The 26394-nt window shown below is 71.2% G+C and carries 26 protein-coding genes; 14 read left to right on the plus strand and 12 right to left on the minus strand.

Annotation, left to right across the window (positions count from 1 at the left end; translation table 11 throughout):
• Nucleotides 1-357 precede the first annotated feature (357 nt).
• Nucleotides 358-948 carry an urease accessory protein UreE gene (locus LW587_RS18205; protein ID WP_232631012.1) on the plus strand — a complete coding sequence of 197 codons (591 nt, stop codon included), beginning with the start codon at nt 358-360 and terminating at the stop codon, nt 946-948.
• Nucleotides 949-1165: 217 nt separating this feature from the next.
• Nucleotides 1166-1372 carry a hypothetical protein gene (locus LW587_RS18210; protein WP_232631013.1) on the plus strand — a complete coding sequence of 69 codons (207 nt, stop codon included), beginning with the start codon at nt 1166-1168 and terminating at the stop codon, nt 1370-1372.
• A gap of 452 nt (nt 1373-1824) precedes the next feature.
• On the opposite strand, the gene LW587_RS18215 is transcribed toward LW587_RS18210, so the two are convergent.
• The 4 genes from LW587_RS18215 to LW587_RS18230 all read right to left on the minus strand — a co-directional run bounded on the left by LW587_RS18215 (nt 1825) and on the right by LW587_RS18230 (nt 5842).
• Nucleotides 1825-2973: an HPP family protein gene (locus LW587_RS18215; RefSeq protein ID WP_232631014.1), complete on the minus strand. Its 1149-nt coding sequence runs from the start codon at nt 2971-2973 to the stop codon at nt 1825-1827.
• 336 nt (nt 2974-3309) lie between these two features.
• Nucleotides 3310-5082 carry a hypothetical protein gene (locus LW587_RS18220; protein ID WP_232631015.1) on the minus strand — a complete coding sequence of 591 codons (1773 nt, stop codon included), beginning with the start codon at nt 5080-5082 and terminating at the stop codon, nt 3310-3312.
• A gap of 32 nt (nt 5083-5114) precedes the next feature.
• Nucleotides 5115-5396 (minus strand): hypothetical protein, encoded by a 282-nt coding sequence (locus LW587_RS18225; RefSeq protein ID WP_332839844.1) that lies wholly within the window; start codon nt 5394-5396, stop codon nt 5115-5117.
• Nucleotides 5397-5449: 53 nt separating this feature from the next.
• A complete protein-coding gene (locus LW587_RS18230) occupies nt 5450-5842 on the minus strand; it encodes a CBS domain-containing protein (RefSeq protein WP_269780350.1) in 393 nt (130 codons plus the stop codon).
• 336 nt (nt 5843-6178) lie between these two features.
• On the opposite strand from LW587_RS18230, the gene oxlT reads away from it, so the two are divergent.
• Nucleotides 6179-7471, plus strand: a complete 1293-nt coding sequence (gene oxlT, locus LW587_RS18235) for an oxalate/formate MFS antiporter (RefSeq protein WP_232631018.1) — start codon at nt 6179-6181, stop codon at nt 7469-7471.
• 652 nt (nt 7472-8123) lie between these two features.
• On the opposite strand, the gene LW587_RS18240 is transcribed toward oxlT, so the two are convergent.
• The gene (locus LW587_RS18240) at nt 8124-8429 is read right to left on the minus strand and encodes a hypothetical protein (protein WP_232631019.1); all 306 of its coding nucleotides are present in this window, start codon (nt 8427-8429) and stop codon (nt 8124-8126) included.
• A gap of 200 nt (nt 8430-8629) precedes the next feature.
• On the opposite strand from LW587_RS18240, the gene oxc reads away from it, so the two are divergent.
• Both oxc and LW587_RS18250 read left to right on the plus strand, forming a co-directional pair.
• A complete protein-coding gene (gene oxc, locus LW587_RS18245) occupies nt 8630-10387 on the plus strand; it encodes an oxalyl-CoA decarboxylase (protein ID WP_232631020.1) in 1758 nt (585 codons plus the stop codon).
• Nucleotides 10388-10568: 181 nt separating this feature from the next.
• On the plus strand, nt 10569-11288 hold the full coding sequence (locus LW587_RS18250; protein WP_232631021.1) for an alpha/beta hydrolase: 720 nt from the start codon (nt 10569-10571) through the stop codon (nt 11286-11288).
• Nucleotides 11289-11295: 7 nt separating this feature from the next.
• Here the strand turns inward: LW587_RS18250 and LW587_RS18255 are convergent, their stop codons facing one another.
• From LW587_RS18255 to LW587_RS18270, 3 genes are all read right to left on the minus strand, one after another.
• Nucleotides 11296-13377: an O-linked N-acetylglucosamine transferase, SPINDLY family protein gene (locus tag LW587_RS18255; protein WP_269780348.1), complete on the minus strand. Its 2082-nt coding sequence runs from the start codon at nt 13375-13377 to the stop codon at nt 11296-11298.
• A 258-nt stretch (nt 13378-13635) separates the two neighbouring features.
• Nucleotides 13636-14886 carry a formyl-CoA transferase gene (gene frc, locus LW587_RS18265; protein WP_232631022.1) on the minus strand — a complete coding sequence of 417 codons (1251 nt, stop codon included), beginning with the start codon at nt 14884-14886 and terminating at the stop codon, nt 13636-13638.
• A gap of 169 nt (nt 14887-15055) precedes the next feature.
• The gene (locus LW587_RS18270; RefSeq protein WP_232631023.1) at nt 15056-15517 is read right to left on the minus strand and encodes a PAS domain-containing protein; all 462 of its coding nucleotides are present in this window, start codon (nt 15515-15517) and stop codon (nt 15056-15058) included.
• A 328-nt stretch (nt 15518-15845) separates the two neighbouring features.
• Here LW587_RS18270 and LW587_RS18275 point away from each other — a divergent pair, with 328 nt between their 5' ends.
• The 6 genes from LW587_RS18275 (at nt 15846) to LW587_RS18300 (ending at nt 19174) form a co-directional block, all read left to right on the plus strand.
• Nucleotides 15846-16331, plus strand: a complete 486-nt coding sequence (locus LW587_RS18275) for an OsmC family protein (RefSeq protein WP_232631024.1) — start codon at nt 15846-15848, stop codon at nt 16329-16331.
• Entirely contained in the window at nt 16328-16696 is a 369-nt protein-coding gene (locus tag LW587_RS18280) for a YybH family protein (protein ID WP_232631025.1), read from the plus strand. The genes LW587_RS18275 and LW587_RS18280 overlap by 4 nt, the downstream gene beginning before the upstream one ends.
• Before the next feature lie 136 nt (nt 16697-16832).
• A complete protein-coding gene (locus LW587_RS18285) occupies nt 16833-17207 on the plus strand; it encodes a helix-turn-helix domain-containing protein (protein WP_232631026.1) in 375 nt (124 codons plus the stop codon).
• 168 nt (nt 17208-17375) lie between these two features.
• Entirely contained in the window at nt 17376-18107 is a 732-nt protein-coding gene (locus LW587_RS18290) for a helix-turn-helix transcriptional regulator (RefSeq protein WP_232631027.1), read from the plus strand.
• A gap of 154 nt (nt 18108-18261) precedes the next feature.
• Nucleotides 18262-18879, plus strand: coding sequence for an acyl-homoserine-lactone synthase (locus tag LW587_RS18295; protein WP_269780349.1), 618 nt, complete (start codon nt 18262-18264; stop codon nt 18877-18879).
• 70 nt (nt 18880-18949) lie between these two features.
• Nucleotides 18950-19174, plus strand: a complete 225-nt coding sequence (locus tag LW587_RS18300) for a hypothetical protein (RefSeq protein WP_232631029.1) — start codon at nt 18950-18952, stop codon at nt 19172-19174.
• Between the two features lie 52 nt (nt 19175-19226).
• Here the strand turns inward: LW587_RS18300 and LW587_RS18305 are convergent, their stop codons facing one another.
• The gene (locus LW587_RS18305) at nt 19227-20468 is read right to left on the minus strand and encodes a DUF2778 domain-containing protein (protein WP_232631030.1); all 1242 of its coding nucleotides are present in this window, start codon (nt 20466-20468) and stop codon (nt 19227-19229) included.
• A gap of 357 nt (nt 20469-20825) precedes the next feature.
• On the opposite strand from LW587_RS18305, the gene LW587_RS18310 reads away from it, so the two are divergent.
• The 3 genes from LW587_RS18310 to LW587_RS18320 all read left to right on the plus strand — a co-directional run bounded on the left by LW587_RS18310 (nt 20826) and on the right by LW587_RS18320 (nt 23291).
• Nucleotides 20826-22364 (plus strand): CYTH and CHAD domain-containing protein, encoded by a 1539-nt coding sequence (locus tag LW587_RS18310; protein ID WP_232631031.1) that lies wholly within the window; start codon nt 20826-20828, stop codon nt 22362-22364.
• Between the two features lie 145 nt (nt 22365-22509).
• Entirely contained in the window at nt 22510-23016 is a 507-nt protein-coding gene (locus LW587_RS18315) for a CYTH domain-containing protein (protein WP_232631032.1), read from the plus strand.
• Nucleotides 23017-23093: 77 nt separating this feature from the next.
• Complete coding sequence (locus LW587_RS18320; RefSeq protein ID WP_232631033.1) at nt 23094-23291, plus strand: hypothetical protein; 198 nt, start codon at nt 23094-23096, stop codon at nt 23289-23291.
• Nucleotides 23292-23513: 222 nt separating this feature from the next.
• Here the strand turns inward: LW587_RS18320 and LW587_RS18325 are convergent, their stop codons facing one another.
• The 3 genes from LW587_RS18325 to LW587_RS18335 form a co-directional block, all read right to left on the minus strand.
• A complete protein-coding gene (locus tag LW587_RS18325) occupies nt 23514-24353 on the minus strand; it encodes an alpha/beta hydrolase (protein WP_232631034.1) in 840 nt (279 codons plus the stop codon).
• A 74-nt stretch (nt 24354-24427) separates the two neighbouring features.
• Nucleotides 24428-25198 (minus strand): anti-sigma factor family protein, encoded by a 771-nt coding sequence (locus tag LW587_RS18330; protein WP_232631035.1) that lies wholly within the window; start codon nt 25196-25198, stop codon nt 24428-24430.
• Between the two features lie 88 nt (nt 25199-25286).
• Complete coding sequence (locus tag LW587_RS18335) at nt 25287-25913, minus strand: sigma-70 family RNA polymerase sigma factor (RefSeq protein WP_232631036.1); 627 nt, start codon at nt 25911-25913, stop codon at nt 25287-25289.
• Nucleotides 25914-26394: the final 481 nt, after the last annotated feature.

Raw genomic sequence — 26394 nt, forward strand, 5'->3', positions numbered from 1 at the left:
CCGGCACGGCCGGTGGCGAGACCGCCCACCGCGGCGCCGAGGCCCGCGCCGAGGACGCCGCCGCCGAGAGCCCGGTCCTGAGGCGTGTTGCAGGCGCCGAGCGAGAGGGCGAGGCCGCCCGCGACGATGGCGGCGATGAGGCTCTTCATGATCGAGAAACTCCCTTGTGCATCGGCGCTCCGGCCTCGTCGCGGGGCGATCCCGCCGGGCGGCCGTGGTCTGTCAGCACCGGCAGACGAAACGGCCAAGATTGGGGCGGGTTCGCGGGAGGGCATGACTTTTCGGCCCGCGCCTGCCATCTCAGGCGCACCTGTTGCAAAAACGTCGTCCCGCACGTCCCAGAGCCCCGAGGATCCCATGCCCGCAGCCCGCCAGATCGTCCGCAAGGCCGCCGTCCGGCCCGAGCAGGTCGTCGACACGGTCGTCCTCGACCACGCCGCCCGCGCCCAGGCCCACGCCCATGTCCACACGGAAGGCGGCCTGCATCTCGACCTCGCCCTGGACCGGGCATCGGGGCTGGAGGACGGCGACGCGCTCAAGCTCGACGACGGGCGCCTCGTCGCCGTGCGCGCCGCGCCGGAAGCACTCCTGGAGGTCCGCGCCGGCAGCCCGTCCCGACTCCTGCGCCTCGCCTGGCAGCTCGGCGGCAGCCACGTCCCGGCGGAGGTCGCTGCCGACAGGCTCTACGTACCCGCAAGCGCGGCGGAGCTGGTGCGCGGCGCCGGCTGCGCGGCCGAGCCGGTCACCCGCGCCTTCCGCCCCGAGAAGGCCGCCCACGATCACAGCACCTGCGGCCACGATCACAGCCATGATCACGGGCATGATCACGGGCATGACCATGGCCACGCGCATCACGACCACGGACACCAGGGTCACGACCATGCGCATAGTCACGCGCCTTCGCACGAGCACGCGCATGACCACGGTCATGGGAAGCACGAGCACTGAGAGAGCGTAAGCCCGGGCTGTCCCGGTCTTCGGTGGGGCCCACGTCGGCGGGCACCCATCCGGGCCCCGTCCGATTCAGACAGGCATCGCGTCGTAGGGCCCGGCCGCGCGGCCCTCTGGCGCGATCTTGACTCCCGCGTTTGTTGGTATACCAAATACCAACAAACGCGGTTCGCGGGCGGTTCTCACGCCTGCCGGACCGGGAGGGGGACCGACCATGGCCGACGACGCCCTGAGCTACCTCGTGGAAGCCTTCGGTCACGTGTCTGAGGCCGAGATCCAGGCCTTTCTCGACACGGCCCCGTCCACGCCCCGCCTGCGTGTTGTCCACTTCGCCGATGCACCGCTGGCGTTCGAGACCCTGGCCGCCCTCGGTCTTCCCGCGATGTCGACGGCGGAGCCGGATCAGACGATCCGGGCGTAGCGCCGTCCTTCGCCCCGCCTGTACGACACCGGGCCGGAAAGCGGGCGTGAACCGCTGACTTGTCGCATCGATCGTCGCAACCCGTGACCGTCGTCACGGATGCCGTGCGTCTCCCTGAACGATTGCAGTGGCGTCCGCTGTGCGCGTCGGCCCGATCCCGTCTCCGAGACGAGGCTGTCAGGGATTGACTCGCACCGGGTTTTTCCGAGAGCCGGTGCCCTCTCCCGGGCTGATGTGAGGGGCCCGTCAGTGCTTGCGCAGGCGGGCGACCTGCCACGTCAGCATCATGCTCGACACCATCAGGGCGGCGTGCAGCAGATGGAGAGAGAGCGAACCGTCGTGCATCGGGGCCATCCTGCGGGCGTGGCGTTGCCGGGCGTGCCGAGGTTCTGGCAACAACCGGGCCAACATTCCGAAGGATCAGGGCCAGGATCGGCCCGAGCGACGGGCCGTCAGGCCGCCTGGGGGGCGACCGGATCGGACGGCGCGAAGGTCTTGTCCGAGAGGAGACGCGTCAGCGTCGCGAGCAGGTCGGTCTGGGTGATGATGCCCAGGACCCGCCGGTCCTCGGCGACGACGACGACCGCGTGGGTGCGGCCGTCGGTCAGGGCATTGACCAGCCCGATCACCGGTTCGTCCGGTCCGGCGGTCCGGGCCTCGGACATCACCGCCCGGAGGCCCACTGCGCCCTGCAGCGTCAATTCGCGCAGGCCGATCGTCCCGGCGAGCCGGCCGGCCCCGTCGATGACGGGAAGCGTCCGGATGTTGTGCGTGATGAGGAGGTGGCGGGCCTTCTCGGCGCTCCCGTCGAGACCAAGGGTGATCACGTCCCGCGACATCACCTCGGCGCAGGTGAGGGTGCCGCGGGCGCGCACCAGGGCCTGAAGCTCGACTTGCCGGAGGAGGCGGTCGAGATCGGCGCGGTCGATGTCCAGGGTCTCGTCGAGCGCCTCCAGGGCGGCATCGACGTCCTCCGCCTGGAAGCCGACCCGCAGCGGGGCGGGCCGATCCGCCGTTCCATGGGTGTTCACGGGCGCCGCGACCGCGCGGTGCGGGTAGTTGCGGCGCGAGAGCTTGTGGAAGCCGATGCCGAGCACGACCAGGATGACCGAGTTCAGGCCGACCGGAAACAGGGGAAACAGGAAGCCCGCCGAGGTGACGGCCGGGCCGCCGATGAGGGCGGTGAGCGCCGCCGCGCCGCCCGGCGGGTGAAGCGACCGGGTCAGCGACATCGCGGCGATCGCGAGAGACACGCCGACGCCGATGGCGATCACCGGATCCGGGATGAAATGGGCGGCGAGCACCCCCATGAAGGCCGAGATCGTGTTGCCGCCGATCACCGGCCAGGGCTGGGCGAGCGGACTGGCCGGCACCGCGAAGATCAGCACCGCCGAGGCCCCCATCGGCGCCACGATCAAGGGGATGTGCGGGCCTTCCCCGAAGAACCAGCCGCAGATCAGCCCGGTGAGCGTGATGCCCGCCAGGGCGCCCAGGCAGGCGATCACCCGCTCCCGCAAGGTCGCGCCCGCCAGGATCGGCCTGAACAGGCGGAATTTTTGTAGTTTCCCGACGTGGAGTTCCGGACCACCGGTGTTGGGCATCCTCGCCTCGCGATGCTCTGCCTTCACTGCCCGCAACGGGGGCGGAAACCCCGGCGGCCAGCGAGGCTGGTATACCATATACAAATCTACGAGCCGCCCCTGGAATTGCAACTCGCATGGGCACGTTGCCTTCCTGCGAGGCATCTTTGTCTTAACGCGATCGGCTGAAAGGCTGTGCTCTGGCCGCTCGCGAGGAGGTCGAGCGCGGGACGCGGCTGCCACGTGATGGCCACCCGATTTCAGAGACCGGGATCGGCCGGAGGAGGCGGTCCGCACCGGTTCGGAAGCCGTCCGGGATGGTCATCCGGTCCCGTCACCCGCACATCGAACCGGCCCTCACCCCCGTGTCGCGCCCCAATCCCCCAGCGTCGCGGCATGCTCCGGGCGCACCACCTCGTCGAGGTCGGGGCAGGTCGCGGCGCTCTCCGAACCGAGCCCGGCGGCGGCCAGCGCCTCCGCCATGGCTGGGTCGGCGCGGAGGGCTTCGAGCCGGGGGCGATCGAGGCCGGCGAGGCGCCCCCCCTCGAAGCGGGCGACGACGCGGCCGGTGGCGGGCTCGGCGAAGCGCACGGTGGCGATCCGGCGCAGGATCGCGCGCAGGAAGCCGGCATCCTGCGCCGGATCGGGCTCGGCGCCGCGATAGACCTCCGCCGGGCTCCGGGCGCGGATATCGATCCGGCGGTAGCGCTCGATCGCGAGAAGCGCCCGCGCGTCGAGGATCGTCATGGCGCCGTTCGTCCCGAAGGCGATGGTCAGGGGGCGGGCCCCCTTCGGCACGGCGTTGTCGAGGAATTCGTAGAACACCGCCCGGTCCTGCCGCAGGGCCCAGGTGAAGAACAGCCGCGGCATGCCCGAATAGGCCTCGACATTGTGGGCGAGCAGGTCCTCCACCGCCTTGTAGCGCCCGAATTCCTCGCCCCGCTTCCAGGCCCGCTCCACGGTCTCCTCGGGCGGCGTGACCATGAATTGCAGGTAGACCCTTTGGCCGAACCGGGTCAGCAGCCCGCCGGTGCCGTCGCCGTTCGGCCCGGTCGAGAAGCTGTCGAAGCGGAAGCGGTCGATCAGCAGATGCGAGACGCTGCCGCCCGCCGCCTTGGCCGTGATGTGGCGGTCGAGCTTGGCGTCGACGATCTCGATCTCGTGGCCCGCCAGCGGACCGGCATAGCGGCGCAGGGGCCCGAGCCCGTCGTAATCGAGCAGGAACTTGCGCCAGACATCGGGCGTGACGACCGCGAAATCGGACCAGTCGGCGCCGATCCGCCCGGCGAGGTCGCGCTGGTAGGGCCGGATCGTGCTCTTGCCCGAGGCCGAGGCGCCCTTGACCGTCATGACGACCGGCTCCGCCTGCGCCGCCAGGCGCCGGTAGCCGCGGGCCTCGGCGGCGGCGGCGATCCACGGCTCGATCAGCGCACCGATGCGCCGGCTTCCCTCGCGGTTCGCGACCAGGATGAGGGCGAGCCGGGCGAGGAGCGCCCGGTCCCGGATCAGGGTGCCCTGCCGGGCGATCACCGCCGCGACCACGCCGCGCAGGGCCTCGCGGACGGCGCCCTCGAGGCCCTCCGCCTCGGCGCAGCGACCGTCGAGCCGGGTCAGCGCACGGGCGAGCCCATCGACGGCCGGAACCGGGACGGGCTTGCCCGGCAGGAGGCCGAACAGGCGCCGGGGGGCCGGGGGCGGCGCCTCGGCCTCCCCGTCGAGCAGGAGCGCGAGCTCGCGCCCCAGGATCTCCCCCGCCTCGGTGCGCAGGGCGTCGAGGGCGGCCTCCACGGCGCCCATCCGGGCGGCGATCCCGTCGCGCCAGATCGTGCTGACCATGGCGCGAAAATTGACCCCGAGATCGGCGTAGACCTCGCCGACCGGCACCGAGTAATCGGCCATCACCCGGATCAGGAGTTCGTGCACGGCGAGCCGCTCCGCCCGGATCGGCGCGAGCCGGACAGGGCTGAGTCCGCTGAGATCGGCGAGTTCGAGGATCTCGGCGAGCGGCAGCGCGGTGGTCTCGGGCCGGAACACCGTGGCGAGGGGCATCAGCGCCCGCGGCAGGCCGGGCTCGAGACCCGGCTCCCAGGCATGGAAGGCCGCCTCGGCCGCGGGCGCCGGGGCGGTCACGAGACCCTCACGCGCGGTGGCATCGCCCGAGCCTAGGCCGCGGAGGCGTCGTCGATCGCCTCGAAGCGGATCTGATAGGCCTCACCCCAGAGCGTGTTGGCCCGCTCGCTCCAGGCGGCATCGAAGAACAGCTTGGCGCAGAACGTGCTCTTCCAGATGCACACGGCGATGATCCGCTCGTCCAGGACGCGGATGTGCCGGCTCTCCAGCCCGGCGGCGATGCCGAGCCGGGGCAGCATATCGACGCTCGACATCCCGAACTCGTTCTCGCCGGGGAACACGACGGGACATTCGACGACGGTCAGGTTCTTCATCTCGGGCGCCCGCTGCGGCTGGATGGCGTGGGGATGGGGATCGGCAGTCAGGGTCATGGCGAGGCCTCCGCGCCCGCCTCGCCCGCGCAATCCCAGATGCTCAGGATGGCGTGGACGCGGCAGGATTCCATGAGAGCGATGTGGTCGGCCTGCCGCGCGCAGAAGACCCGCAGGCGCTCCCGGGCCGTGGCGCCGACATCGATGGCGGGGAAATCCGGATCGGTGATGAGCCAGACGGAGCGGCTGTAGACCTCGGGCCCCTCCGCCGCGACCGCGCGAAACACGTCGCGCTGGGTCAGGAGGCCGGTCACCGGCGCGTCCACGGCCTCGCCCTCGACCACGACCAAGGCGCCCGCGCCGGACTCGGCGAGGAGCTGCGCGGCCTCGGCCACGGATCGATCACGATGGATGGTGCGAAAGCCGGCCGCGCCTGCGTCCCGGCGCATCGTTGCGAGCACGGCGCTCCTCCTCACGGAGCGCCTCTCCCGAGGGGGCGCCCTCGGATGGGAAGCTGGTATACATAATACCTGTTGTCAACGCTGAATTTTGAATTATGGTGCCGGCCATCGGGACCCACGAACGAGCTGTCGCCGTAATCCTGGGTCCCGAAGAAAAATCGTGCCGGCCTGCCCGGCCCGCCTCAGGATCGCGCCGCGCGGTCCCTCTGCCCAAACCGGCGGACACCTCCTGCCCGCCGACGCACCGAAGAAGAACTGGCCCGACGAGAACACTCGCGGACCGAAAAGCTCGAACAATCGAGCGGACCCTCTGGAGAGACGTCCATGACAGATCCCGTGACAGTACCGGGCTCACGCCCGACCAACCGATGGCTGCAACTGGCGTTCGGCATCGTCTGCATGTGCATGATCGCCAACATGCAGTACGGCTGGACCTTCTTCGTCAATCCGATCCAGGAGCGGCACGGCTGGGATCGCGCCGCGATCCAGGTCGCCTTCACGCTCTTCGTCGTCACCGAGACCTGGCTCGTGCCGATCGAGGGCTGGTTCGTCGACAAGTACGGCCCGCGGATCGTCACGCTCGTCGGCGGCTTGCTGTGCGGCCTCGCCTGGGTGATCAACGCCTACGCCGACTCCCTGACGATGCTCTATCTCGGCGCCGTCATCGGCGGCACCGGCGCGGGCGCGGTCTACGGCACCTGCGTCGGCAACTCGCTCAAGTGGTTTCCCGACCGTCGCGGCCTCGCCGCCGGCCTCACCGCCATGGGCTTCGGCGCCGGCTCAGCCCTCACCGTGGTGCCGATCCAGGCGGTCATCCACCACTACAGCTACGAGCATGCCTTCTTCTGGTTCGGCATCGGCCAGGGCCTCATCGTGATGCTGATCGCCCTGTTCCTCGTCTCGCCGAAGAAGGGCCAGGTGCCCGAGATCGCCCGCGTCAGCCAGAGCAAGCGCGACTACACCCCCGGCGAGATGGTGCGCGCCCCGATCTTCTGGGTGATGTACGCGATGTTCGTGATGATGGCGGCCGGCGGCCTGATGGCCACCGCCCAGCTCGGCCCCATCGCCAAGGACTTCCACATCGCCGACGTGCCGGTGAGCCTGATGGGCATCACCCTGCCGGCGCTGACCTTCGCGGCGACCATCGACCGGGTGCTCAACGGCGTGACGCGGCCGCTCTTCGGCTGGATCTCCGACCATATCGGCCGCGAGAACACGATGTTCCTCTCCTTCGGCATCGAGGGCGTCGGCATCTACATGCTGAGCCAGTTCGGCCAGGACCCGATCATGTTCGTGATCCTGACCGGTCTCGTGTTCTTCGCCTGGGGTGAGATCTACTCGCTGTTCCCGGCGACCTGCGGCGACACCTTCGGCTCCAAATACGCGGCCACCAATGCCGGCCTGCTCTACACGGCCAAGGGCACCGCGGCGCTGATCGTACCCTATACGAGCATCCTCACCACGATGACGGGCTCGTGGCACGCGGTGTTCCTGGCCGCCGCCGCGCTCAACATCGTCGCCGCCTTCATGGCGATCTTCGTCCTGAAGCCGATGCGGCAGGGCTACACCAAGGCTTCGGCCGCGGAGACCGGGCCGAACGCCGCGACGGTCCACTGACGACAGGCGACCCGGCCGGCGCATGCCGGCCGGTCACGCAAGGCGCGCCGCGGCGGAGACGCCCGGCGCGCTTCGCGTTTCGGCCGAAGGCTGATGGGGCGCAAGCCGACTGGGTGAAGGGCATCCCGGACGGCCTCGGCGGCCCCCTTGCCGGGATCGTCGACGCGGCATCACGGCATCTTCGCACGACAGCGCAGCGATCCGGCGGCCCGATCCCCAAGCGGCCCGATCCCCAAGCGGCCCGATCCCCAAGAGGCCCGATCCCCAAGAGGCCCGATCCCCAAGAGGCCCGATCCCCAAGAGGCCCGATCCCCAAGAGGCCCGATCCCCAAGAGGCCCGATCCCCAAGAGGCCCGATCCCCAAGAGGCCCGATCCCCAAGAGGCCCGATCCCCAAGAGGCCCGATCCCCAAGAGGCCTGGGACAGGACCGATGATCCCTCCCCTCACGTCCGGCGGACGAAAGCCGCCCGCCTTCGCGGCGGCCATCGACGATCGGTCCGCATCGTCGATGGGGCTGGCGGTGACGGAGAGGGCCTCGAAGCGCGGCGTGCCGTCAGGCGTCCGATCCCGACCGATTCGGCATCGACGCCCAAGGCGGCGCGGTGGGACGAGATCGCGCGACTGTTTTCCGCGGTCGCGCCGCGTCTCGAATCAGTGAACGCGCAGGGCGCCCTCGTCGACGCGAGGCTCGAGCGACGTGTCCCGCTCCATCCTCGACTCCAGGGCGAGGGCATTCGCGTCGAACTCGTCGGCCATTTCATGAAGCATGACGACGGCCGGGTCGGCCTGCTCTGTCATGGCATGCGCAAGGCGCCGGCACTGCTCGGCTTTCTGACGGAAATAGGCTGCGGCCACTTTCATGCGACCAGAATGGTCAAGCTCGCGCAAAAGGCGAGTCACGATGCCGTCAGGCGCGCCATCAGCGCGGCGCGCGTCCGGGAAGACGGCGTCCTCCATCAGACCCCGCACATCGGGTCCGCTCTTTCGTTTGACCACGTATTTGGTATTTGGTATACCAAATGCGCAGCACAAGACCGGCCTCCACAATGAGGGGCCGGGCGCCGGTCCGGCGCATCGCACCGACGGCCGCCGGAATCCCCGCACAGGGGCCGGGCGCGCCCAGCAAAAAATCAGAGAACCGAACGGGAGAACGCCGCATGACCGCTCTGGCCCAGAACATCGATGCGATCACCGCGGGGGCGGTGCCCCACGACGAGCCCGCCCTGACGGACGGCTTCCACCTCGTCATCGACGCGCTCAAGCTCAACGGCATCGAGACGATCTACAACGTCCCCGGCATCCCGATCACCGATCTCGGCCGCCTCGCCCAGGCCGAGGGTCTGCGCGTCATCTCCTTCCGCCACGAGCAGAACGCGGGCAACGCCGCCGCGATCGCCGGCTTCCTCACCAAGAAGCCGGGCATCTGCCTCACCGTTTCGGCTCCGGGCTTCCTCAACGGCCTGACGGCGCTCGCCAACGCCACCACGAACTGCTTCCCGATGATCCTGATCTCCGGCTCCTCCGAGCGTGAGATCGTCGACCTGCAGCAGGGCGACTACGAGGAGATGGATCAGCTCGCCATCGCCAAGCCGCTCTGCAAGGCCGCCTTCCGCGTGCTGCACGCCGCCGATATCGGCATCGGTGTCGCCCGCGCGATCCGCGCCGCGGTCTCCGGCCGTCCGGGCGGCGTCTATCTCGACCTGCCCGCGAAGCTGTTCTCGCAGGTGATCGACGGCGCGCTCGGCGCGAAGTCGCTCGTGAAGGTGATCGATGCGGCTCCGGCCCAGCTCCCGGCCCCGGCCGCCATCGCCCGGGCGCTGGACGTGCTGAAGTCGGCCGAGCGTCCGCTCATCATCCTCGGCAAGGGCGCGGCCTACGCCCAGGCCGACGAGGCGGTGCGCGCCCTCGTCGAGGAGAGCGGCATCCCCTACGTGCCGATGAGCATGGCCAAGGGCCTCCTGCCCGACACCCACCCGCTCTCGGCCGGTGCGGCCCGCTCCACCGCGCTCAAGGATTCCGACGTGGTGCTGCTGGTGGGCGCGCGCCTCAACTGGCTGCTCTCCCACGGCAAGGGCAAGACCTGGGGCGAGCCCGGCTCGAAGCGCTTCATCCAGATCGACATCGAGCCCCGCGAGATGGACTCGAACGTCGAGATCGTCGCGCCGGTGGTGGGCGATATCGGCTCCTGCGTCGAGGCGCTGCTCGACGGCATCCGCAAGGACTGGAAGGGCGCGCCCTCCCACTGGCTGGAGACGCTGCGGGGCAAGCGCGAGGCCAACATCGCCAAGATGGCCCCGAAGCTGATGAAGAACTCCTCGCCGATGTGCTTCCATTCGGCGCTCGGCGCGCTGCGCACTGTCATCAAGGAGCGGCCCGACGCGATCCTCGTCAACGAGGGCGCCAACACCCTCGATCTCGCCCGCGGCATCATCGACATGTACCAGCCGCGCAAGCGCCTGGACGTCGGCACCTGGGGCGTGATGGGCATCGGCATGGGCTTCGCCGTCGCGGCCGCCGTCGAGACCGGCAAGCCGGTTCTGGCGGTCGAGGGCGACTCGGCCTTCGGCTTCTCCGGCATGGAGGTGGAGACCATCTGCCGCTACGAGCTGCCGGTCTGCATCGTGATCTTCAACAACAACGGCATCTATCGCGGCACCGACACCGACCCGACCGGCCGCGATCCGGGCACCACCGTCTTCGTCAAGAATTCCCGCTACGACAAGATGATGGAGGCCTTCGGCGGCGTCGGCGTGAACGTCACCACGCCGGACGAGCTGAAGCGGGCCGTGGACGCGGCGATGGATTCCGGCAAGCCGACCCTCATCAACGCCGAGATCGACCCGACCGCCGGCAGCGAGAGCGGCAATATCGGCAGCCTCAACCCGCAGAGCACCCTGAAGAAGAAGGGGGGCTGAGGCCCTCCGGCCTTCCCGACCTTCGTCTGACTCGGACCGCGGTGCCTTCCGGGCACCGCGGTCCTCTTCGTTTCTGGGCCTTGCCCACGTTCGGATGACCGGAATGCCGCTCCTCGCCCCTGGCAGAGATGAGCGGCGCCGAGGCGTCGCGGGCGGCCGGCCCCCGTCACGGACGCATCCCATGGACTCCTCCGCGATCGATCCGACCCTTCCCCTCGACCCGCGGCTCGCCGGGCGGCTCGCCTTCCTGCCGCGCCTGCCGACCAAGCCGCCGCTGCCGCCAGGCCGCCACGCGCTCGGGCTGTTCGAGACCCGCGACGCGCTGATCCGCGTGCCCGAGCACATCGATCCGCGCCTGCCGACGCCCCTCGTGGTGCTGTTCCACGGCGGTGGCGGGAGCGCAGAGAAGATCCTGCCGATGCTGGAGGGGCACGCCCAGGCGCGGGGCTTCCTGCTGCTCGCCCCGCAATCGCTGCTTCCGACCTGGGACCTCGTCATCGCGGGCAACGGCCCGGACCGGGAGCGGCTCGACCGCGCCCTCGCCGAGGTGGCCGACCGCTTCCTGATCGATCCGCGCCACCTCGCCTTCGCCGGCCATTCGGACGGGGGCAGCTACACGCTCTCGATCGGCCTCACCAATGGCGACCGGGTCAGCCACCTGATCGTGTCGTCGGCCGGCTTCATGTCGGTGCAGATGCAGGTGGGGGCGCCGAAGATTTTCCTGTCGCACGGCACCCGCGACGAGCAGATCGGCATCGACCGCAGCGCCCGCACCCATGCCCGCCTGCTGCGCGGGGCGGGCTACGACCTGACTTATGTCGAGTATGACGGGCCGCACGCCTACGATCCGGGCGTCGTGGCCCAGGCGGTCGATTTCTTTCTCGGCGACTTCTTCGCCTGAGCGGGACTCAGCCGGGGGCGGCGCACCATCGCTGCCACATGGCCGCGAAGGCGGCGCCCACCTCGGCCGCATGGCGCGCCGCGTCCCGGTGCGGGCTCGCGCGCAGCCGCGCGCGCAGGGTGCCGCGCCAGCGGGCGCGTTCGGCCGCCTCCCCCGCTAGGGCGACCGCGCGGGCGACGTAGCCGTCGACGTCGTCGGCGACCCAGTCCGACAACCCGGCCCCGTCGAGCACGGCGGCGCCCATGCGGCCGAGCGTCCGCGCGCCCCGCAGGGCGATCAGCGGCACGCCCATGTGGAGCGTGTCGTAGCTCGTCGTGCCGCCGTTGAAGGGGAACGGATCGAGGGCGATGTCGACCCGGGCATGGGCCGCGAATCGCTCGGTCCGGGAATAGGGCATCAGATCGAGGCGGGCGGCGTCGAGTCCGGCCGCGCCCAGGCGCGCTTCGGTCTCCGCGCGCGTCTGCGGGTCGGCGAGGTCGGGGACCACGAGGAGCAGGCGCGCGTCCGGCACCGCGTCGAGGATGCGCGCCCAGGCGGAGAGCGTCGGGCCGCTCAGCTTCTCCGGCCGGTTGAGGCAGCCGAAGGTGACCCAGCCGGTCGTGTCGCTGGGCGGCGGCGAGGGTTCGGGCGCGGCCGGATCGGGCGCGTAGCAATAGGCTACGCCGGGGAGCCGCCACAGCCGCTCGGGATGGAGCGGATCGTCCGGAATCCCCTCGGGATCGTAGGCGGCGTCGGTCAGGCGGTAATCGATCGCCGTGAGGCCGGTGGTGACCGGCAGGCCGATCCAAGTGACCTGGACCGGCGCGGGTCGGCGCGCGAAGACGGTCAGTCGATGGCCGGCACTGTGCCCCGAGAGATCGACCAGAATGTCGATCCGGTCGTCCTCGATGGCCCGGCTCGCCCGATCGTCGTCGAGGCCGGCGATGTCGCGCCAGCCCGCGGTCAGGGCCTTCAGGCGCCCGGTCGTCGCGTCGGCGGGGCCGTTGGCGTAGGCGAAGACCTCGAACCGGTCCCGGTCATGGTGGCGCAGGAACGGCTCGATGAAGCGGGCGACCGGGTGATCGCACAGGTCGCCCGACACGAGGCCGATCCTCAGCCGCCGGTCGCCGGACCGGTCGGCCGCGAAGGGACGGGTCCGCCGCAATGGGTCGGCGTGGCGGCGGCCATAGGCGGTCGCCTGCCGCGCGGCCTCGGCAGGCGCGGCGTAGAGGGCGGTCTGGACGAGGTTGCTGTGAACGATCGCGTCGTCGGGATCGGCGGCGAGCGCCGCTTCCAGCACGGCGAGCGCCTCGGCCGGGCGTCCCAGGCGCAGCAGCAGGACGCCGCGGTTGTTGCGGGCGCGGGCCGTGTCGGCGGTGAGCCGCGCCGCCGCCACGTTCGAGCGCAGGGCCGCTCCGAGGCGGCCACAGGCAACGGAGAGGTCGGCGAGCCGGGCCTGCGCCTCGGCCCGATCCGGGTCGAGGGCGACGGCCCGTTCGAGCAGGGCGAGCGCCTCGGCCTTCCGTTCGGCCCGCAGATGGACCGAGGCGAGATCGATCAGGTAGGTGGCGTTGCCGCCGTCGAGGCGGGCGGCGAGATCGAGCAGGATCAGGGCCCGCTCGTCCTGCCCCCGGGCCCGGGCGATCAGACCGGCCCGGTGGATCGCGACCGGGTTGGCGGCGTCGACGGCGATCACGATGTCGAGGCGCGCCTCGGCCTCGTCGAGCCGGCCGCTCTCCATCAGGACCGCGGCGGCGGCGAGCAGGGTCGTGGCGATGGGCCCGGTCAGCGCGCGGATCGTGGCGGCGGGGAAGCCCCAGGTCTTGAAGCGGTCGAGGAGGGTGCGCGCCTCCGCGAGGCGGTCCGTGGCCAGGAGGGCCGCGGCCAGCCCGGCCCAATGCGCGGCCTGATCGGGGGCGGCCCGCAGGGCGTCGACGAGCTGCGGCACGGCCCGTCCGGGCTCGCCGCCCCGGCTCGCCACCATGCCGAGCCCGAACCGCGCCGCGGCGTTGCCCGGGGCCCCCGCGAGGGCCCGGGTGAAATCCCGCTCGGCCTCGGCGAGGCGGCCCGCCTCGAGATGCGCGCTGCCGGACCGCAGCAGCGTCTCCACGGGCGCCGCCGTCCCGGATCGTAGTCTGCGCGTCATCCGACACCCGCCTGCCTCCCGGGATTGTCGGCAGGCCATGGTTAACGATCCGTTGCCGACCGGTCGGCGCGGGCTCGCCCCCCCGGGGCGGGGCGTCAGACAAAAATGGCCGAGCCGCAAGCGGCCCGGCCAAGTCATACGGAGGAGGAAAACGACCGGGGAAGGATCCGGTCATGATCTCCCGGGGCGAAACACCGTCCCGGGAGGGTAACGCCCGCCGAATCAGACGGCGCGGGCCTCGTGCATCGCGGCGATCTGCTCGGGCGTGTAGCCGAGCCCCGCCAGCACCTCGTCGGTGTGCTCACCGAGGAGGGGCGATGCCTTGATGTCGACCTTCATGTCCGAGAACTTGATCGGCGAACCGACCGTCAGGTACGAGCCGAGCTTCGGATGCGGAACCTCGACGATGGTGCCGCTGGCGCGCAGCGACGGATCGGCGGCGATTTCCTTCATCGACAGCACCGGCGAGCACGGGATGTCGAACTTGCGCAGGATGTCGACGGCCTCGAACTTGGTCTTGTCGGCCAGCCAATCCTCGATCAGGGCGAAGATCTCGAAGATCTTGTCCTGGCGGGCGCGGGCGGTGTTGTAGGCCGGATCGTCGATCCACTCGGGCTTGTTGAGGGCCTTGCAGATCGGGGCCCAGGCATGCCCCTGGATGGTGAAGTAGATGTAGGCGTTCGGGTCGGTCTGCCAGCCCTTGCACTTGAGCACCCAGCCCGGCTGGCCGCCACCGCCCGCGTTGCCGCCGCGCGGCACCACGTCCGAGAACTCGCCGTGCGGGTATTGCGGGTACTCCTCGAGGTAGCCGATGGCGTCGAGGCGCTGCTGGTCGCGCAGCTTCACGCGGCAGAGGTTGATCACCGAATCCTGCATCGACACGGCGACCTTCTGGCCCTTGCCGGTCTTGTTCTTGGCGTGCAGCGCCGTGAGGATGCCGATGGCCAGGTGCATGCCGGTGTTGGAGTCACCGAGCGCAGCGGCCGACACGGTGGGGGGGCCGTCCCAGAAGCCGGTGGTCGAGGCGGCGCCGCCGGCGCACTGGGCCACGTTCTCGTAGACCTTCAGGTCCTCGTAGTGGTGGCCGTCGGAGAAGCCCTTCACCGAGGCGAGGATCATGCCCGGGTTGAGGGACTGGATGTGGGCCCAGGTGAAGCCCATGCGGTCCAGAGCGCCGGGGCCGAAATTCTCGACCATCACGTCGGATTCACGGATCAGCTTCTCTAGGACTTCCTTGCCCTGAGGGTTCTTGGTGTCCAGCGTCAGCGAACGCTTGTTGGAATTCAGCATCGTGAAGTAGAGCGCGTCGGCGTCCTCGACGTGGCGCAGCTGGGTGCGGGTCACGTCGCCGGAGCCCGGGCGCTCGACCTTGATCACGTCCGCGCCGAACCACGCGAGGAGCTGCGTGCAGGCCGGACCCGCCTGGACGTGGGTGAAATCGATGATCCGGATACCTTCGAGCGGCTGGGTCATTGCGGCGTTCTCCCTGGTGGCTTCTGCTTGGAGTGCTTGGGAATTTTGGACGTCAAGAATGCGAGGACTTCAAGAATCGGAGGACTTCAGGAATCGGAGGACTTGGGAAATCGGGGGTCTCGGCAATCGTTCTCGGTTCAAAGGGACTTGTTTGGAATTCTCAAGGTTGTCAGGCGAGCACGAGGGTGCCCAGGGCCTCTTCGAGCTCCGCCAGGCGGCGGCGCAGGCGGCGCTCCTCCTCGAAGCGCTCGGTCTCGTCGCGGATGACCGCGGCGATGCCGGTGACCTCCCCGTCCGCGCCGTGGAGGAGCGCGACGGTGAAGGCGATGGACAGGGACCGCCCGTCCTTGTGCAGGGCCGGCACCTTCAGCACCGAAGTGCCGTAGCGCGTCTGCCCCGTGCGCATCGTCTTGGCGTACCCGTCCCAGTGGCGCCGGCGATGGCGGTCCGGGGTGATCAGATCGAGGGTCTCGCCCAGCGCCTCGTCCAGCGTGAAGCCGAAGATCCGCTCGGCGGCCGGATTCCACGTGACGATCCGCCCGTCGGGATCGGACACCACCACCGCGTCGCCGACCGCCGCGACGAGACCCGAAAGGTCGAAGCCCTGCGCCGTATGCGTCGCTGCCTGCATGGCGCCCGGCCCTCAGCCGTTCGCCCGCGGGGCCTGGACCCCGACAGGATGATTCTCGGGACATCCGCGTCCGGTGATCACGTGCGGTGCCTCCCTGCTCTGGCCGGCGGATCCGGCCGGTTCGCCGCGTGGCGTTGGCATCTGGTATACCAAATACGAATGTCGGGTCAAGTTCGGCGTGCATCCGTCGAACCGAACTCCCCGCGGGCGGTTGAGGACCAGGATCGCCCCTCGCTGGGCGACGCACGCCCGGTCGGGCGCGGGCCACGAACCGCCGAGGCGGTCGCCGGCGCTCGGGGCCGGCGGGAATCCGGGAGGAACGTCAGCGATGTCGGCAAGGCCCAGCATCACCATCCGACAGGTCGAGCGCTTCGCCTTCCGGGTCGAGTTCGGCCCCGCCTTCGTGCCCCTCCTGACCGACGAGCCGGTGCCGATCGGGGCGGGTGAGGGCCCCTCCCCCGAGCAGGTGCTGATCGCGGCGGTGAGCAATTGCCTGTGCGCCAGCCTCGTCTTCGCCCTCGGCAAGTACCGCCAGGACGGCGGCGGCGTGAGCGCGGAGGCGAGCGGACGCATCGGCCGCAACGCGGACGGACGTCTGCGCCTCGACGGGATCGACGTGTCCATCGCGCTCGGCGCCGATGCCGCCTCGATGGACCGGATCGACCGGGTCCTCGAACAGTTCGAGCAGTTCTGCACCGTGTCCGAGAGCGTCAAGGCCGGCATCCCGGTCGCGGTCACGGTGCGGGACGGACAGGGACACCGACTCAAGGAGCCGCCGCTCCAGGCGGCGCGCGAAGGAGAAGCGACGCCATGAGCGACACCGATCGGGAGACGGCCCAGGCGCCGGAGGATTTGGCCCGGCTGTTCCACGCCCGCGCCAATGCCGGGGACGTCGAAGGGCTGGTCGCGCTCTACGAGCCGCAGGCCGTGCTCGCGGCGGGCGAGGTCGTGGCGACGGGCCATGACGAGATCCGCCGCTTCTACGCGGACCTGCTCGGCCGCAAGTCCGACTTCCCGGCCCCGGAAACGCTGCCGGCCCTGCGCAACGGCGATCTCGGCCTCACCTTCGCCCGGCTGCCGAACGGCGCGCTCTCGGTCGAGGCCGCCCGGCGCCAGTCGGACGGTCACTGGCTCTGGGCGATCGACCAGCTCAAGATCCGGCCCGCCCCCAAGGACTGACCGCCGACCCGCGGGGCCTTCGCGAACGGGGGACGGGCGGGACGCGCGGCCGGCACGCGCCTCGTTCGGCCTTGCCCTCGCCCCCCGCTTGACCACTCTGTCCCGCGGTGTGGACGGAATCGGGGAGGCGGTGGCCGTGAGGAGCGTGACGGAGGCCGACCAGGCGATCGGGCAGCGGATCCGAGCCGCCCGCCGCCGCCAGGGCCTGTCGCTCGCCACCCTCGCCGAGGCCGTCGCGGTAACGAGCCCGCAGATGGAGAAATACGAGGGCGGCGCGAACCCGATCACCGCCGCCCGGCTCGCCCGCGTCGCCGAGCATCTCGCGGTGAGCGCCGACGATCTTCTGGGCCTGCGGGCAACCGACCCGTCCGGACCGATCCTATCCGATGCCGCGCGGGCGCTGGCCGAGGCGTTCGACCGCCTTCCCGAGGGCCAGCTCAAGGAAGGCGTCTACCGCCTCGTCCTCGCCGCGGCCGCCGACATCGCGCCGGAGGGGCGCGAGCGACACTGAAACCGTGCATTGAAACCACGCGCGAAAGCCTGCAAACCGTGCATGGGCGCCGACGCGGATTTGGGGCGGCGCCGAAAGAGGGTTAAAAGGCCCCCCGCTTGCATCACGCGGATGTGATCAGGCGGCACGCCGCCTCCTGGACGGGTCGGGACCGCGGAGGATCCTGGCATGAAGCGCGACATCAGCCTCACGGAGACCCTCGACGTCCTAGCGGCGACGCCGAGCCTCGACGCGTTGAACCCGCTGCTGCTCGATCTGCGCGACGCCTACGGGCTGGCCAACATCGTCTACCACGCCACCCACGTGCCGGGCTGCGTGCAGGCCAACCCGATCCTGATGCTGTCCTACGATCCGGTCTGGGTCGGCCGCTACGTCGGGGAGGATTACTTCGCCATCGATCCGGTCGTGCAGGCAGGCCGGGGCGGCTTCCTGCCGATCGACTGGAGCACCCTCGACCGCCGATCCAGCGGCGCGCGCCATCTCTTCACCGAAGCCGAGAGCCACGGCGTCGGGCGCCAGGGCATCACCATCCCGATCCGGGGCCCGAACGGCGAGCGGGCGATCTTCACCCTCACCTCGAACATCTGCCTCGACCGGTGGGAGCGCGAGAAGCCCGCCTATCTGCGCGAGTATCACGCCGTGGCGCATTTCTTCCACGAGCGCGCGGTGCAGCTCAGCGGACTGCGCGCCGCCCGGCCGCCGCGGCTGTCGCGGCGCGAGCAGCAATGCGTCCAGCTCCTCGCCCTGGGGCGGCAGGGCAAGACGATCGCCTACCTCCTGGAGATCTCCGAGCCGGCCGTGCGGCTCTACCTCAAGACCGCGCGGCACAAGCTCGGCTGCGCGACCATGGCGCAGCTCGTCGCCCGCGCCATCGCCCTCGACCTGATCGACGTCCGCTGATTCGGTCCCGGCGCCGCCCGATTCTGCGCCGCGCCGCGAACGGGGCCTTGCGGCCCGTCTGACACCGATCGGGCCGGCCGTCGATCTCTCAATTTCGAGAGATTGTCGGAGACCCGGCTCCGGGGAGACTTCCTGACCACAGGAGGTCTTCCCCATGATCAAAATCTTCTCTGGCGCCGATCGCACCCGGTTTTCGCAAGACTTCGACCAGATGTTCCGCGCACGTGCTGCGGTCTTCAAGGACCGGCTCGGCTGGGAGGTCGCCGTCGAAGACGGTCTGGAAATCGACCGTTACGATCGCTGCGACGACACGGTCTACGTCGTCGCCTCCGATGCGGACGGCCATCTGACCGGATCGCTGCGGCTGCTGCCGACCACCGGCGACACGATGCTGCGCTACGAATTCGCGGATTTCTTCGACGAGCCGGTCGACGTCGAGAGCCCGACCGCCTGGGAATGCACCCGCTTCTGCGTCCACCCGCCGCGCCGGGGCGAGCGGGCCGAGGCCATGCGGCAGGTCTCCTCCGACCTGCTGATCGGCCTGTGCGACCTGTGCCTGACGTCCGGCATCGAGCACATCGTCGGCCTCTACGATGCGCGCATGACCCGCATCTACCAGCGCATCGGCTGGACCCCGGATCTGCTGGCCGAGTCGCACTCCGCCCGCGGCCACCTCGTCGTCGGGCTGTGGGAGGCGACCCCGCGCGCCCTCGAGCGGATGCAGGCCCTCTCGGTCCGCAGCCGCACCCTGCCGCTGCGCCAGGCCGCCTGACCGGCGTCCGATCCATCGGAGGCCGGCCGGTGCCGGCCTCCCTGCCCCCTCCAGCGAGCGCGGATCCGCGATGCAGACCAACACCGTCGAGCAGGCCAAGAACTTCTTCCGGACCTATGCCGAGACCACCATGCCCTTGCATGCGGCCCTCGTGCGCGCCTGCTGCGCCGAGCCCGACCTGCCGGAGGATCTCGCCCTGATCCTGGAGGATATCGGCCAGGACTACGTGGCCCTGTCCGACCTCATCAACCAGGCGCTGCGGACGCGCCGCGCCCCTCTGCCGGCGGCGGAATGAACCCGCGTCACGGGCGGGCGACGGGCCCCCGTCGCACCCCGGAGGCAGCCGATCAGTTTCCGTCGGCCGCCGAGGCCGAGCGGCGGGTCCCGCGGCGGCCGGCGATGAGGCTCGGACCGGAGCCCGGCACCACGACGATGCGGCGGACCTCGCCCCGCAGGTAGGCCTGCAGGAAGCGGTGGTAGTTCTTGAACACGACGCAGCCGTTCGAGGCGCCGCTCGGGCCGAGCATGTAGGTGTGGGCGAGGATGCCGTCGCGTCCGTGGATCGCCGCCGCGCCGCCCACCGGATTGAGCCGGATCGCCCGCACGCCGTGGAACGCGGCCTCGCGCTCACGCAGGTCGTAGACGCCGGGCGGCGTGGCGCCGCGCATCCGCAGATGCACGTAGGCCGGATTGTCCTGGGCGACGCCGAGGCCGGAATGGGCCTCCAGCACCTCGCCGTTCGGCAGCGTCACGGTCGCCGCGCTGATGTCGTAGACCGCGACCCCCGGCTCCGCGACCGGTCCCGGCAGGAGCCGCCGCCGCGCCGCCGATTCGGCCGCGCCGTTCTCCAGCCCGGCATAGGCCAGGGCCTGCCCCGACGGGGCCGGGGATTCGGATCCGCCCCCGAACAGCTTCTCGAAGAACGAGCGGTCGTCGCTCACCGCGGCGCTGAAGACCTGCCGGGTCGATTCCCGCGGCTGGCGCGCGGCGAGGCGCGGGGTCATGGGCGGAGTCATGGGCAGCGCCACCCGGGCGACCGCTGCCCGGGCCTCGTCGCCGAGGGCGGCGGGACGGCGCACCGGCAGCGGCACGGTGAGCGCCACGCGGGCCGGCGCGGCCGCGGGGAACGGGGTGGCCGCAGGGGACGAGGCGGAAGGGGCAAGGGCGGCAGGGGAAAGGGCGGCAGGGGAAAGGGGGGAAGGGGGCGAGGCGGCGGCGACCGTCATCGGCGCCGCCGGAGCCGGCTTCGGCGCCTCGAGACCGGCGACCGAGGCGGGCGCCGGCGCGGGGATCCGCAGGGTGCGCGCCAGGGGCAGGGCGGACACGAAACCGGGGGCGGGTTCGGCGAGGGCGGGCTCGGGATCGAGCATCCAGGCCAAGGCGTCGGAGGCGACCGGAGGTGGCGGCGCCTCGGCGAGAGCCTCCACGCGCTCGGGCTCCCCCCGGAAGGCGGTTTCGTCCGGCTGGAGGAGACCGGCCAGCGCGACGCCGCCGAGGGCGGTGAGCGCGAGCGCCGCGAGGGGCGGCCGGCGCCGGTGACGGCGGGGAGGCCGGGCGGTCTGGCCCTGGACGAGCGCGGCGATGTCCATGCGGGGTACTCGGCAACGCGGGTTCCCGCACGGCCTCCCGGCACAGCCCGCGCGGGGGCGCGGATGTTCGGAAGGGCTCGGCCGTTGAGGGAAGAATCAACCTTAAGCCTCCGCCATCAAAGGGGATCTTGGTTAATGTCGGCCTAAGCGACGTCCGTGCGCAGGCCACCGCGCCGTACCGTCCCGGCACGGCCGCCGCCGAGGGCCGGGCGTTCCAGGCCACCGCTTCCGGGGCCGTTCCGGCCTCGATCGCGTCCGGGCGCGCCCGCGATCCTTTGCGCCGCCGCCGCGTTGTGCCAGTTCCGACAGCGTGCCGCGCGACGGGCGCGGCCATGACAGGGATTCAGGACGGACCGGATGAGCGAGCCGCGCGAGATCGAGCTGAAGCTGGAATGCGAGCTGTCCGACCTCGCCACCCTGGAGGATCATCCGCTGCTGCGAGAGGTGGAGGCGCGGAGCGAGTCCGAGCTCGCCTCGGTCTATTACGACACGCCGGGGCGGACCCTGCGCAAGGCCGGCCTCGGCCTGCGGGTCCGCACGGTCGAAGGGCGCTTCGTCCAGACCCTCAAGGCGGACGGCGACGGCCTGTTCGATCGGCCGGAATGGGAGCAGGCGATCGGCGGGTCCGACCCCGACCGCGCGGCCCTGGTCGACACCCCGGCCGCCGCCCTCCTCGACGACGACGCCGTGCTGGAGCCGCGGTTCACCACCGCGGTCAGGCGCCGGACCGCCCTCGTCCGGCAGGGCAGCTCGACCGTCGAGGTCGCCCTCGACACCGGCCGCATCGTGGCGCCCGCCGCCGGCGACCGGATCGTGCCGATCTGCGAGATCGAACTGGAACTGAAGAAGGGGGAGGCCAGCGACGTGTTCGCCCTCGCCCACGCGATCGCCGCCCTCGTGCCGGTGCGGGTCGGGGTGCGCAGCAAGGCCGAGCGCGGCGAGGCGCTGGCGGCGGGCGAGATCGACCGCGTCCGCAAGTCGGAGCCCGTGCCCCTGCGGGAGGAGATGAGCGCGGGGGACGCCTTCCGGGCCATCGCCCATGCCTGCCTGCGGCATATGCGCCTCAACGAGGCCCTCCTGCTGCAGGGGCGCGACGCGGACGCGCTCCACCAGATGCGCGTCGGCCTGCGCCGCCTGCGCTCGGCCTTCTCTCTGTTCGGGGACCTCGTGGAGGATCCGGTCGGCGAGCGCATCCGGGCGGATCTGAAGCGGGTCACCGAGCCGCTCGGACGGGCCCGCAACCTCGACGTCTTCCTCGCCACGACCCTGCCCGCCGAACGGGAGCGGCACCCCGACGAGGTCGGCCTGCTCGGCCTCGAGCGGCAATTGGAGGCGGCGCGGTCCCGGGCCTATGCGGAGGTCGAGACGCTGCTCGGCTCGGACGCGTGGCGGACCCTGATCCTCGACCTCGCCGGCTGGATCAATGCCGGCCCCTGGCTGCGGGACGACGCCCCGGGCCGGACCGCCCTGCGCGACGAGCCGGCCCGCGATTTCGCGGCGCGCGAACTCGACCGCCGGCGCCGACAGGTGAAACGGCGCGGCCGCCATCTCGACGACCTCTCCCCCGAGGAGCGGCACCGGGTCCGGATCGCCGCCAAGAAGCTGCGCTACGGCGCCGAGTTCTTCGCCGCCCTCTACCCGGGCAAGAAGGCGGGCAAGCGCCACGCCGCCTTCGCCGAAGCCCTGTCCGAATTGCAGGACCAGCTCGGGGCGCTCAACGACATCGCCACCGCCGACGAGGTCCTGCGGGAGGTGGCCGGGACCGCGCCCGGCGCCTCGACCCTGTTCGCCGCGGGCATGACCGCCGCCGATGTCGAGGCGCGCAGCCGCAAGCTTCTCGTCGCGGCGGCGGAGTCGCACGAGGACCTCGCCGACGCCAAGCCGTTCTGGCGATGATCGGCCGCGGGCGGGCGCCTTAGACCTGCGCCCGCCGCATCCGTCGCCCGTGAGGCCTCCGATTGCGCGCAACCAAGGCCTGGCTTAAGCGCAGAGGGCTGAAGGAGGCTGGGCCCGTCCCGCACTCCAGGTGCGTCCCCGGGTGATGCGTTTCGAAGTCGAGCGGAAGTTTCTCGTCGCCCACGAGGGCTGGAAGGCCGGGGTGATCGGCCGGCGGCGCCTGACGGACGGGCTGGTCGGCCAGTTCGCGAGCGGGAAGGTGCGGGTGCGGCTGGACGAGACCTGCGCCTACCTGACCGTCAAGGGCGCGCGGGTCGGCCTCGGACGCCCGGAATTCGAGTACGAGATTCCGCGCCAGGACGGCGAGGCGATGCTGCGCCTCGTCTGCGACACCTGTCTCATCGAGAAGACCCGCCACGCCGTGATCCACGGCGGCCTGACCTGGGAGATCGACGTGTACGGCGGCGCGCTCGAGGGCATGGTCCTGGCGGAGGTCGAGCTGGAACACGACGACCAGGCCTTCGCGATCCCGGACTGGCTCGGCCGGGAGGTCACCGCCGACCCGCGCTTCCGCCAATCCACCCTGCTGCGCCTGTCGCGCGAGGCGGGACGCAACGTGACCCTCGACGAGGTCATGGCCGCCACCCTGTGAGCGGCCCGCCCGCGACACCGGCACCGGGAACAGCCCCCACGCCCCCCGGTTGCCCGGTCTCACGGAGAGGAGACCGCATGTCGAAGCATCTCAAGACGGACACGCCGACCGATGCCGACCTGAAGGGCAATCCGGGGATCGGTCAGTCGAAGGGGCTCACCGGGACCGACCCGGCGGCGTTGGAGGGCGACGCGACCTTCGAGGGCGATGTCGAGAACGAGACCACGCCCGAAGGCGGCGTCGATCCGGAGCATCGCGGACGCCAGAACGCCTGAGGCGGCCGCCGCTCCCGCATCGGCCCGGGAGGGGGATGCCGGCCCTCGGAAACGAGGCGGCGGAACACGATCGTCCTGGATCCGAGATCCGGGACGTTTGCCCCGCGGCCCCGCCTGATACGGGCTCCGCTTGATCAAAGCGGAGCCCGGATCAGGCAAGCCCGCGCGGCGTTTGAGCGAAGCCCAAATCCGCCATCCCGAAGGGATCAACCGGATTTGGTATCAGGGGGCCTGCACCGCGAGGGCGGGCGCCTCGCACGTGTCCTTGAAACCGGCGCGGAAGCGCGCCTCCACCTGCCCATCGGCGTGGCCCAGGATCGAGACATGGTCGCCCGGGATCAGGTCGAACGTGGCGCGCGGGCCGGCGGCGTCGGCGAGGCGCCGGGCGAGCTTGGCCGGCACCACCGGGTCGTCCTGCCCCTGGACGATCAGCACCGGCGCCGTGCCCGCGGCGATGCGTTGGTCGGAGCGATAGGTGTCGGCGAGCAGCCAGCCGGTCGGCACCAGCGGATAGCGCAGACGGGCGAGGTGGCTCAGGGAATCGAAGGGCGCCTCCAGATAGAGCCCGAGCGGCGTCACCCGCTCGCCGACGGCGACGGCCACGGCGCTGCCGAGGGAATGGCCGTGCAGTAGGATCGGAGCGCCCGGCGCCCGCTCCGTGGCGGCGGCATAGGCGGCGAGCCCGTCGCGGATCAGTCCCGCCTCGCTGGGATCGCCCGTCGAGCCCGGATAGCCCCGATAGGCCGGGGCCAGAACGCCCCAGCCGCCGCGCCGCCAGGGCCCCTCCGCGAAGCGCCGGGCATGGGGTTCGGGGCGGGAGGCGTTACCGTGGAAGCTCACCACGACGCCGCAGCCGGGCCGGGGTGGACGCCACAGCGCGTGGAGGCGTTGCCCGTCCGAGGTCGTGAGGATGAGCGTTTCCGTTCCGGCGGGAGCCGCGGCCGGCGGCATCGCCATCCACGCCCCGGGATAGAGGAGGTGGCGCTGGCCGAACGCCAGGGCCAGGACCCCGGCGCCGTAGAGGCCGAGGCCGACGAGAACGAGAAAGGCGAGAAGACGCATGGATCCGGGCCGACGGCGAACGCCTCAGGGATAGGGCGTTCGCCGCGTGGGCAGAAAGGTCCGGACGCGTCGCCTCAGTGCCGCAGGGCGGCGAGGCGGACGGCGGCGGCCAGGAGGTCGGGGTCGTCCCGCTGCCCGCTCAGAGCGTAGGCGGTGTGGCCGTTGCGCCAATAGGCGGTCGCGCCGTCGCTGGAGCGGACCACCGGCTCGCTGCCCTCGGGGACGAGGGTGCCGCCGCTGCGCTTGGCGAAGAGCGACAGTTCGCCGAGCTCGCGCGAGTCGATGGTGATCTCGACGCCGGTGCCCTGCCGCCCGGGGAAGATCTGCACGTCCCGCACGATCCAGCCGCTGGGCAGGGGCGGAAGATCGACGCCCGTGGCCGCCTCGAGATCCTGCGGATCGTAGGCCGACAGCGTACGCTGCGAGACCGTGCGGGCGCGGATCTGCACGGCTTGGCGCGCCTGCTGCGCCTCCTCGGCGAGGGCGGGATCGATCGGCGACGCGATGGAATTGGGAACGCCGAAGGTGCCGATCTCGGTATGGGCGAGCCATCCGGCGCCGACCAGAACCGCGATGGCCGCCGCACGGCGCAGGCGGGCGCCGACGCGCTGCCACGCCATGGCCCGGTCGATCCGCCGGGCGCCGGAGCGCAGGCGCTCCGGGCCGGGGCTCGGCATCGGCGTGAACGCCTCCCGCAGCGCGTCGCGGTCCCGCAGGTCGGCCATCACCAGGGCGGCGTCCTCGGGATGGCGCGCCAGATGCGCCTCGACCTCGACGCGACGCATCGGGTCGAGTTGGCCATCGACATACGCGATGAGATCGGATTCGTTGACTGGATCTTCCATCAGCCCACTCCGACTGTCCGTCCTGTCCGCCCAGGCCCCAGCCGGCGGACTCGATTGTTTTCTATGTCGTCCTCTCGCGAGGGCAACGTTATCCGTTCTCGCCGACGGCCCTGCCGATGCGCGGCGTCATGTCGGCGCTGCCGTCCGCAGATCCCTCGCGGCCGACGACGCGCAGGCGCGGTCGCCCTCGTTCGGGAACATCGTCGGAGGCATCGGGCAGGGGCCGCGCCTTACGGCTTCCCTCCTCGAAGGCGCGCAGGGCCGCGCGACCGCGGCCGAGCCGCGACATCAGAGTGCCGATCGGAATGTTGAGCACCGCCGCCGCGTCGGCATAGGCCATGCCCTCCAGGGTCACGAGGTGGAGGGCGGCGCGCTGCTCCTCCGGCAGGCCCTCGAAGGCCTTGCGGATCTGCATGAGCCGCACCTGCCCCTCCTGGGCGGGCGGCGCCACCTCGTCGGAGAGCTGGACCAGCACGTCGGCGTGGCGCGCCTCGACCCGCCTGCGCCGCTGCTCGTCGATGAAGACGTTGTGCAGCACCGTCATCATCCAGGTGCGCAGGTTCGTGTCGGGGCGCAGATTGGCGCGGGATTCGAGCGCCCGAACCAGAGTGTCGTGGACGAGGTCGTCCGCCCGGAGCGTGTCCCGGGTCAGCGACCGGGCGTAACGCCGGAGCGGAACGAGAAGATCGACGATGTCGGAGCGTTTCGAGCGCATGCGATCTGGCACCATATCCCATCAACGTCGGGACGGGCGCCGTTAATCCGGCCCCCTGCGGGCGAACCCGCACCGGGTGCGGGATCTCACATGACGAAGGATCGGGGTCGAAGCGGAGCGCCGCGTGTCGCGCGGGCGGCGGCCCTGGCGCACCGTCCCGCCGAAGGCGTCGGCCGCCCTGGCACCGGGCCTCGCCGGCACGCCCCGCGAGCGGGCCTCGGACGGGCCGCTCGCGGCGGCGGCGAGGACGCGGTCGGGGCCTGATACGGGCTCCGCTTTGATCAAGCGGAGCCCGTATCAGGCAAGCCCGCGCGGCGTTTGAGCGAAGCCCAAATCCGCCATCCCGAAGGGATCAACCGGATTTGGTATGACTCGTTCGGGAATGGCCAAGAAAGGGACAGCCATGACGGGGCCGGCCGGGCCTCTCCCGGCGGCATTCGAGCCCATCTCCGTGGGCCGCGCCGGGAGGTGGTCCCTCCGG

The sequence above is a fragment of the Methylobacterium sp. Leaf118 genome (genome assembly GCF_920984675.1).
Taxonomy (GTDB): domain Bacteria; phylum Pseudomonadota; class Alphaproteobacteria; order Rhizobiales; family Beijerinckiaceae; genus Methylobacterium.

Excerpts from the sequence above, each read along its gene's own strand:
- LW587_RS18295 (WP_269780349.1), top strand. The coding sequence starts at position 18,262 with ATGATCAAAATCTTCTCTGGCGCCGATCGCACCCGGTTTTCGCAAGAC.
- LW587_RS18230 (WP_269780350.1), bottom strand. The coding sequence starts at position 5,842 with ATGCGCCGGGACGCAGGCGCGGCCGGCTTTCGCACCATCCATCGTGAT.
- LW587_RS18240 (WP_232631019.1), bottom strand. The coding sequence starts at position 8,429 with ATGGAGGACGCCGTCTTCCCGGACGCGCGCCGCGCTGATGGCGCGCCT.
- LW587_RS18280 (WP_232631025.1), top strand. The coding sequence starts at position 16,328 with ATGAGCGACACCGATCGGGAGACGGCCCAGGCGCCGGAGGATTTGGCC.
- LW587_RS18210 (WP_232631013.1), top strand. The coding sequence starts at position 1,166 with ATGGCCGACGACGCCCTGAGCTACCTCGTGGAAGCCTTCGGTCACGTG.
- LW587_RS18215 (WP_232631014.1), bottom strand. The coding sequence starts at position 2,973 with ATGCCCAACACCGGTGGTCCGGAACTCCACGTCGGGAAACTACAAAAA.
- LW587_RS18320 (WP_232631033.1), top strand. The coding sequence starts at position 23,094 with ATGTCGAAGCATCTCAAGACGGACACGCCGACCGATGCCGACCTGAAG.
- LW587_RS18305 (WP_232631030.1), bottom strand. The coding sequence starts at position 20,468 with ATGGACATCGCCGCGCTCGTCCAGGGCCAGACCGCCCGGCCTCCCCGC.
- LW587_RS18270 (WP_232631023.1), bottom strand. The coding sequence starts at position 15,517 with ATGCAGGCAGCGACGCATACGGCGCAGGGCTTCGACCTTTCGGGTCTC.
- LW587_RS18225 (WP_332839844.1), bottom strand. The coding sequence starts at position 5,396 with ATGAAGAACCTGACCGTCGTCGAATGTCCCGTCGTGTTCCCCGGCGAG.
- LW587_RS18300 (WP_232631029.1), top strand. The coding sequence starts at position 18,950 with ATGCAGACCAACACCGTCGAGCAGGCCAAGAACTTCTTCCGGACCTAT.
- LW587_RS18310 (WP_232631031.1), top strand. The coding sequence starts at position 20,826 with ATGAGCGAGCCGCGCGAGATCGAGCTGAAGCTGGAATGCGAGCTGTCC.
- oxc (WP_232631020.1), top strand. The coding sequence starts at position 8,630 with ATGACCGCTCTGGCCCAGAACATCGATGCGATCACCGCGGGGGCGGTG.
- LW587_RS18250 (WP_232631021.1), top strand. The coding sequence starts at position 10,569 with ATGGACTCCTCCGCGATCGATCCGACCCTTCCCCTCGACCCGCGGCTC.
- LW587_RS18290 (WP_232631027.1), top strand. The coding sequence starts at position 17,376 with ATGAAGCGCGACATCAGCCTCACGGAGACCCTCGACGTCCTAGCGGCG.
- LW587_RS18275 (WP_232631024.1), top strand. The coding sequence starts at position 15,846 with ATGTCGGCAAGGCCCAGCATCACCATCCGACAGGTCGAGCGCTTCGCC.
- LW587_RS18315 (WP_232631032.1), top strand. The coding sequence starts at position 22,510 with ATGCGTTTCGAAGTCGAGCGGAAGTTTCTCGTCGCCCACGAGGGCTGG.
- oxlT (WP_232631018.1), top strand. The coding sequence starts at position 6,179 with ATGACAGATCCCGTGACAGTACCGGGCTCACGCCCGACCAACCGATGG.
- LW587_RS18335 (WP_232631036.1), bottom strand. The coding sequence starts at position 25,913 with ATGCGCTCGAAACGCTCCGACATCGTCGATCTTCTCGTTCCGCTCCGG.
- LW587_RS18330 (WP_232631035.1), bottom strand. The coding sequence starts at position 25,198 with ATGGAAGATCCAGTCAACGAATCCGATCTCATCGCGTATGTCGATGGC.
- frc (WP_232631022.1), bottom strand. The coding sequence starts at position 14,886 with ATGACCCAGCCGCTCGAAGGTATCCGGATCATCGATTTCACCCACGTC.
- LW587_RS18205 (WP_232631012.1), top strand. The coding sequence starts at position 358 with ATGCCCGCAGCCCGCCAGATCGTCCGCAAGGCCGCCGTCCGGCCCGAG.
- LW587_RS18325 (WP_232631034.1), bottom strand. The coding sequence starts at position 24,353 with ATGCGTCTTCTCGCCTTTCTCGTTCTCGTCGGCCTCGGCCTCTACGGC.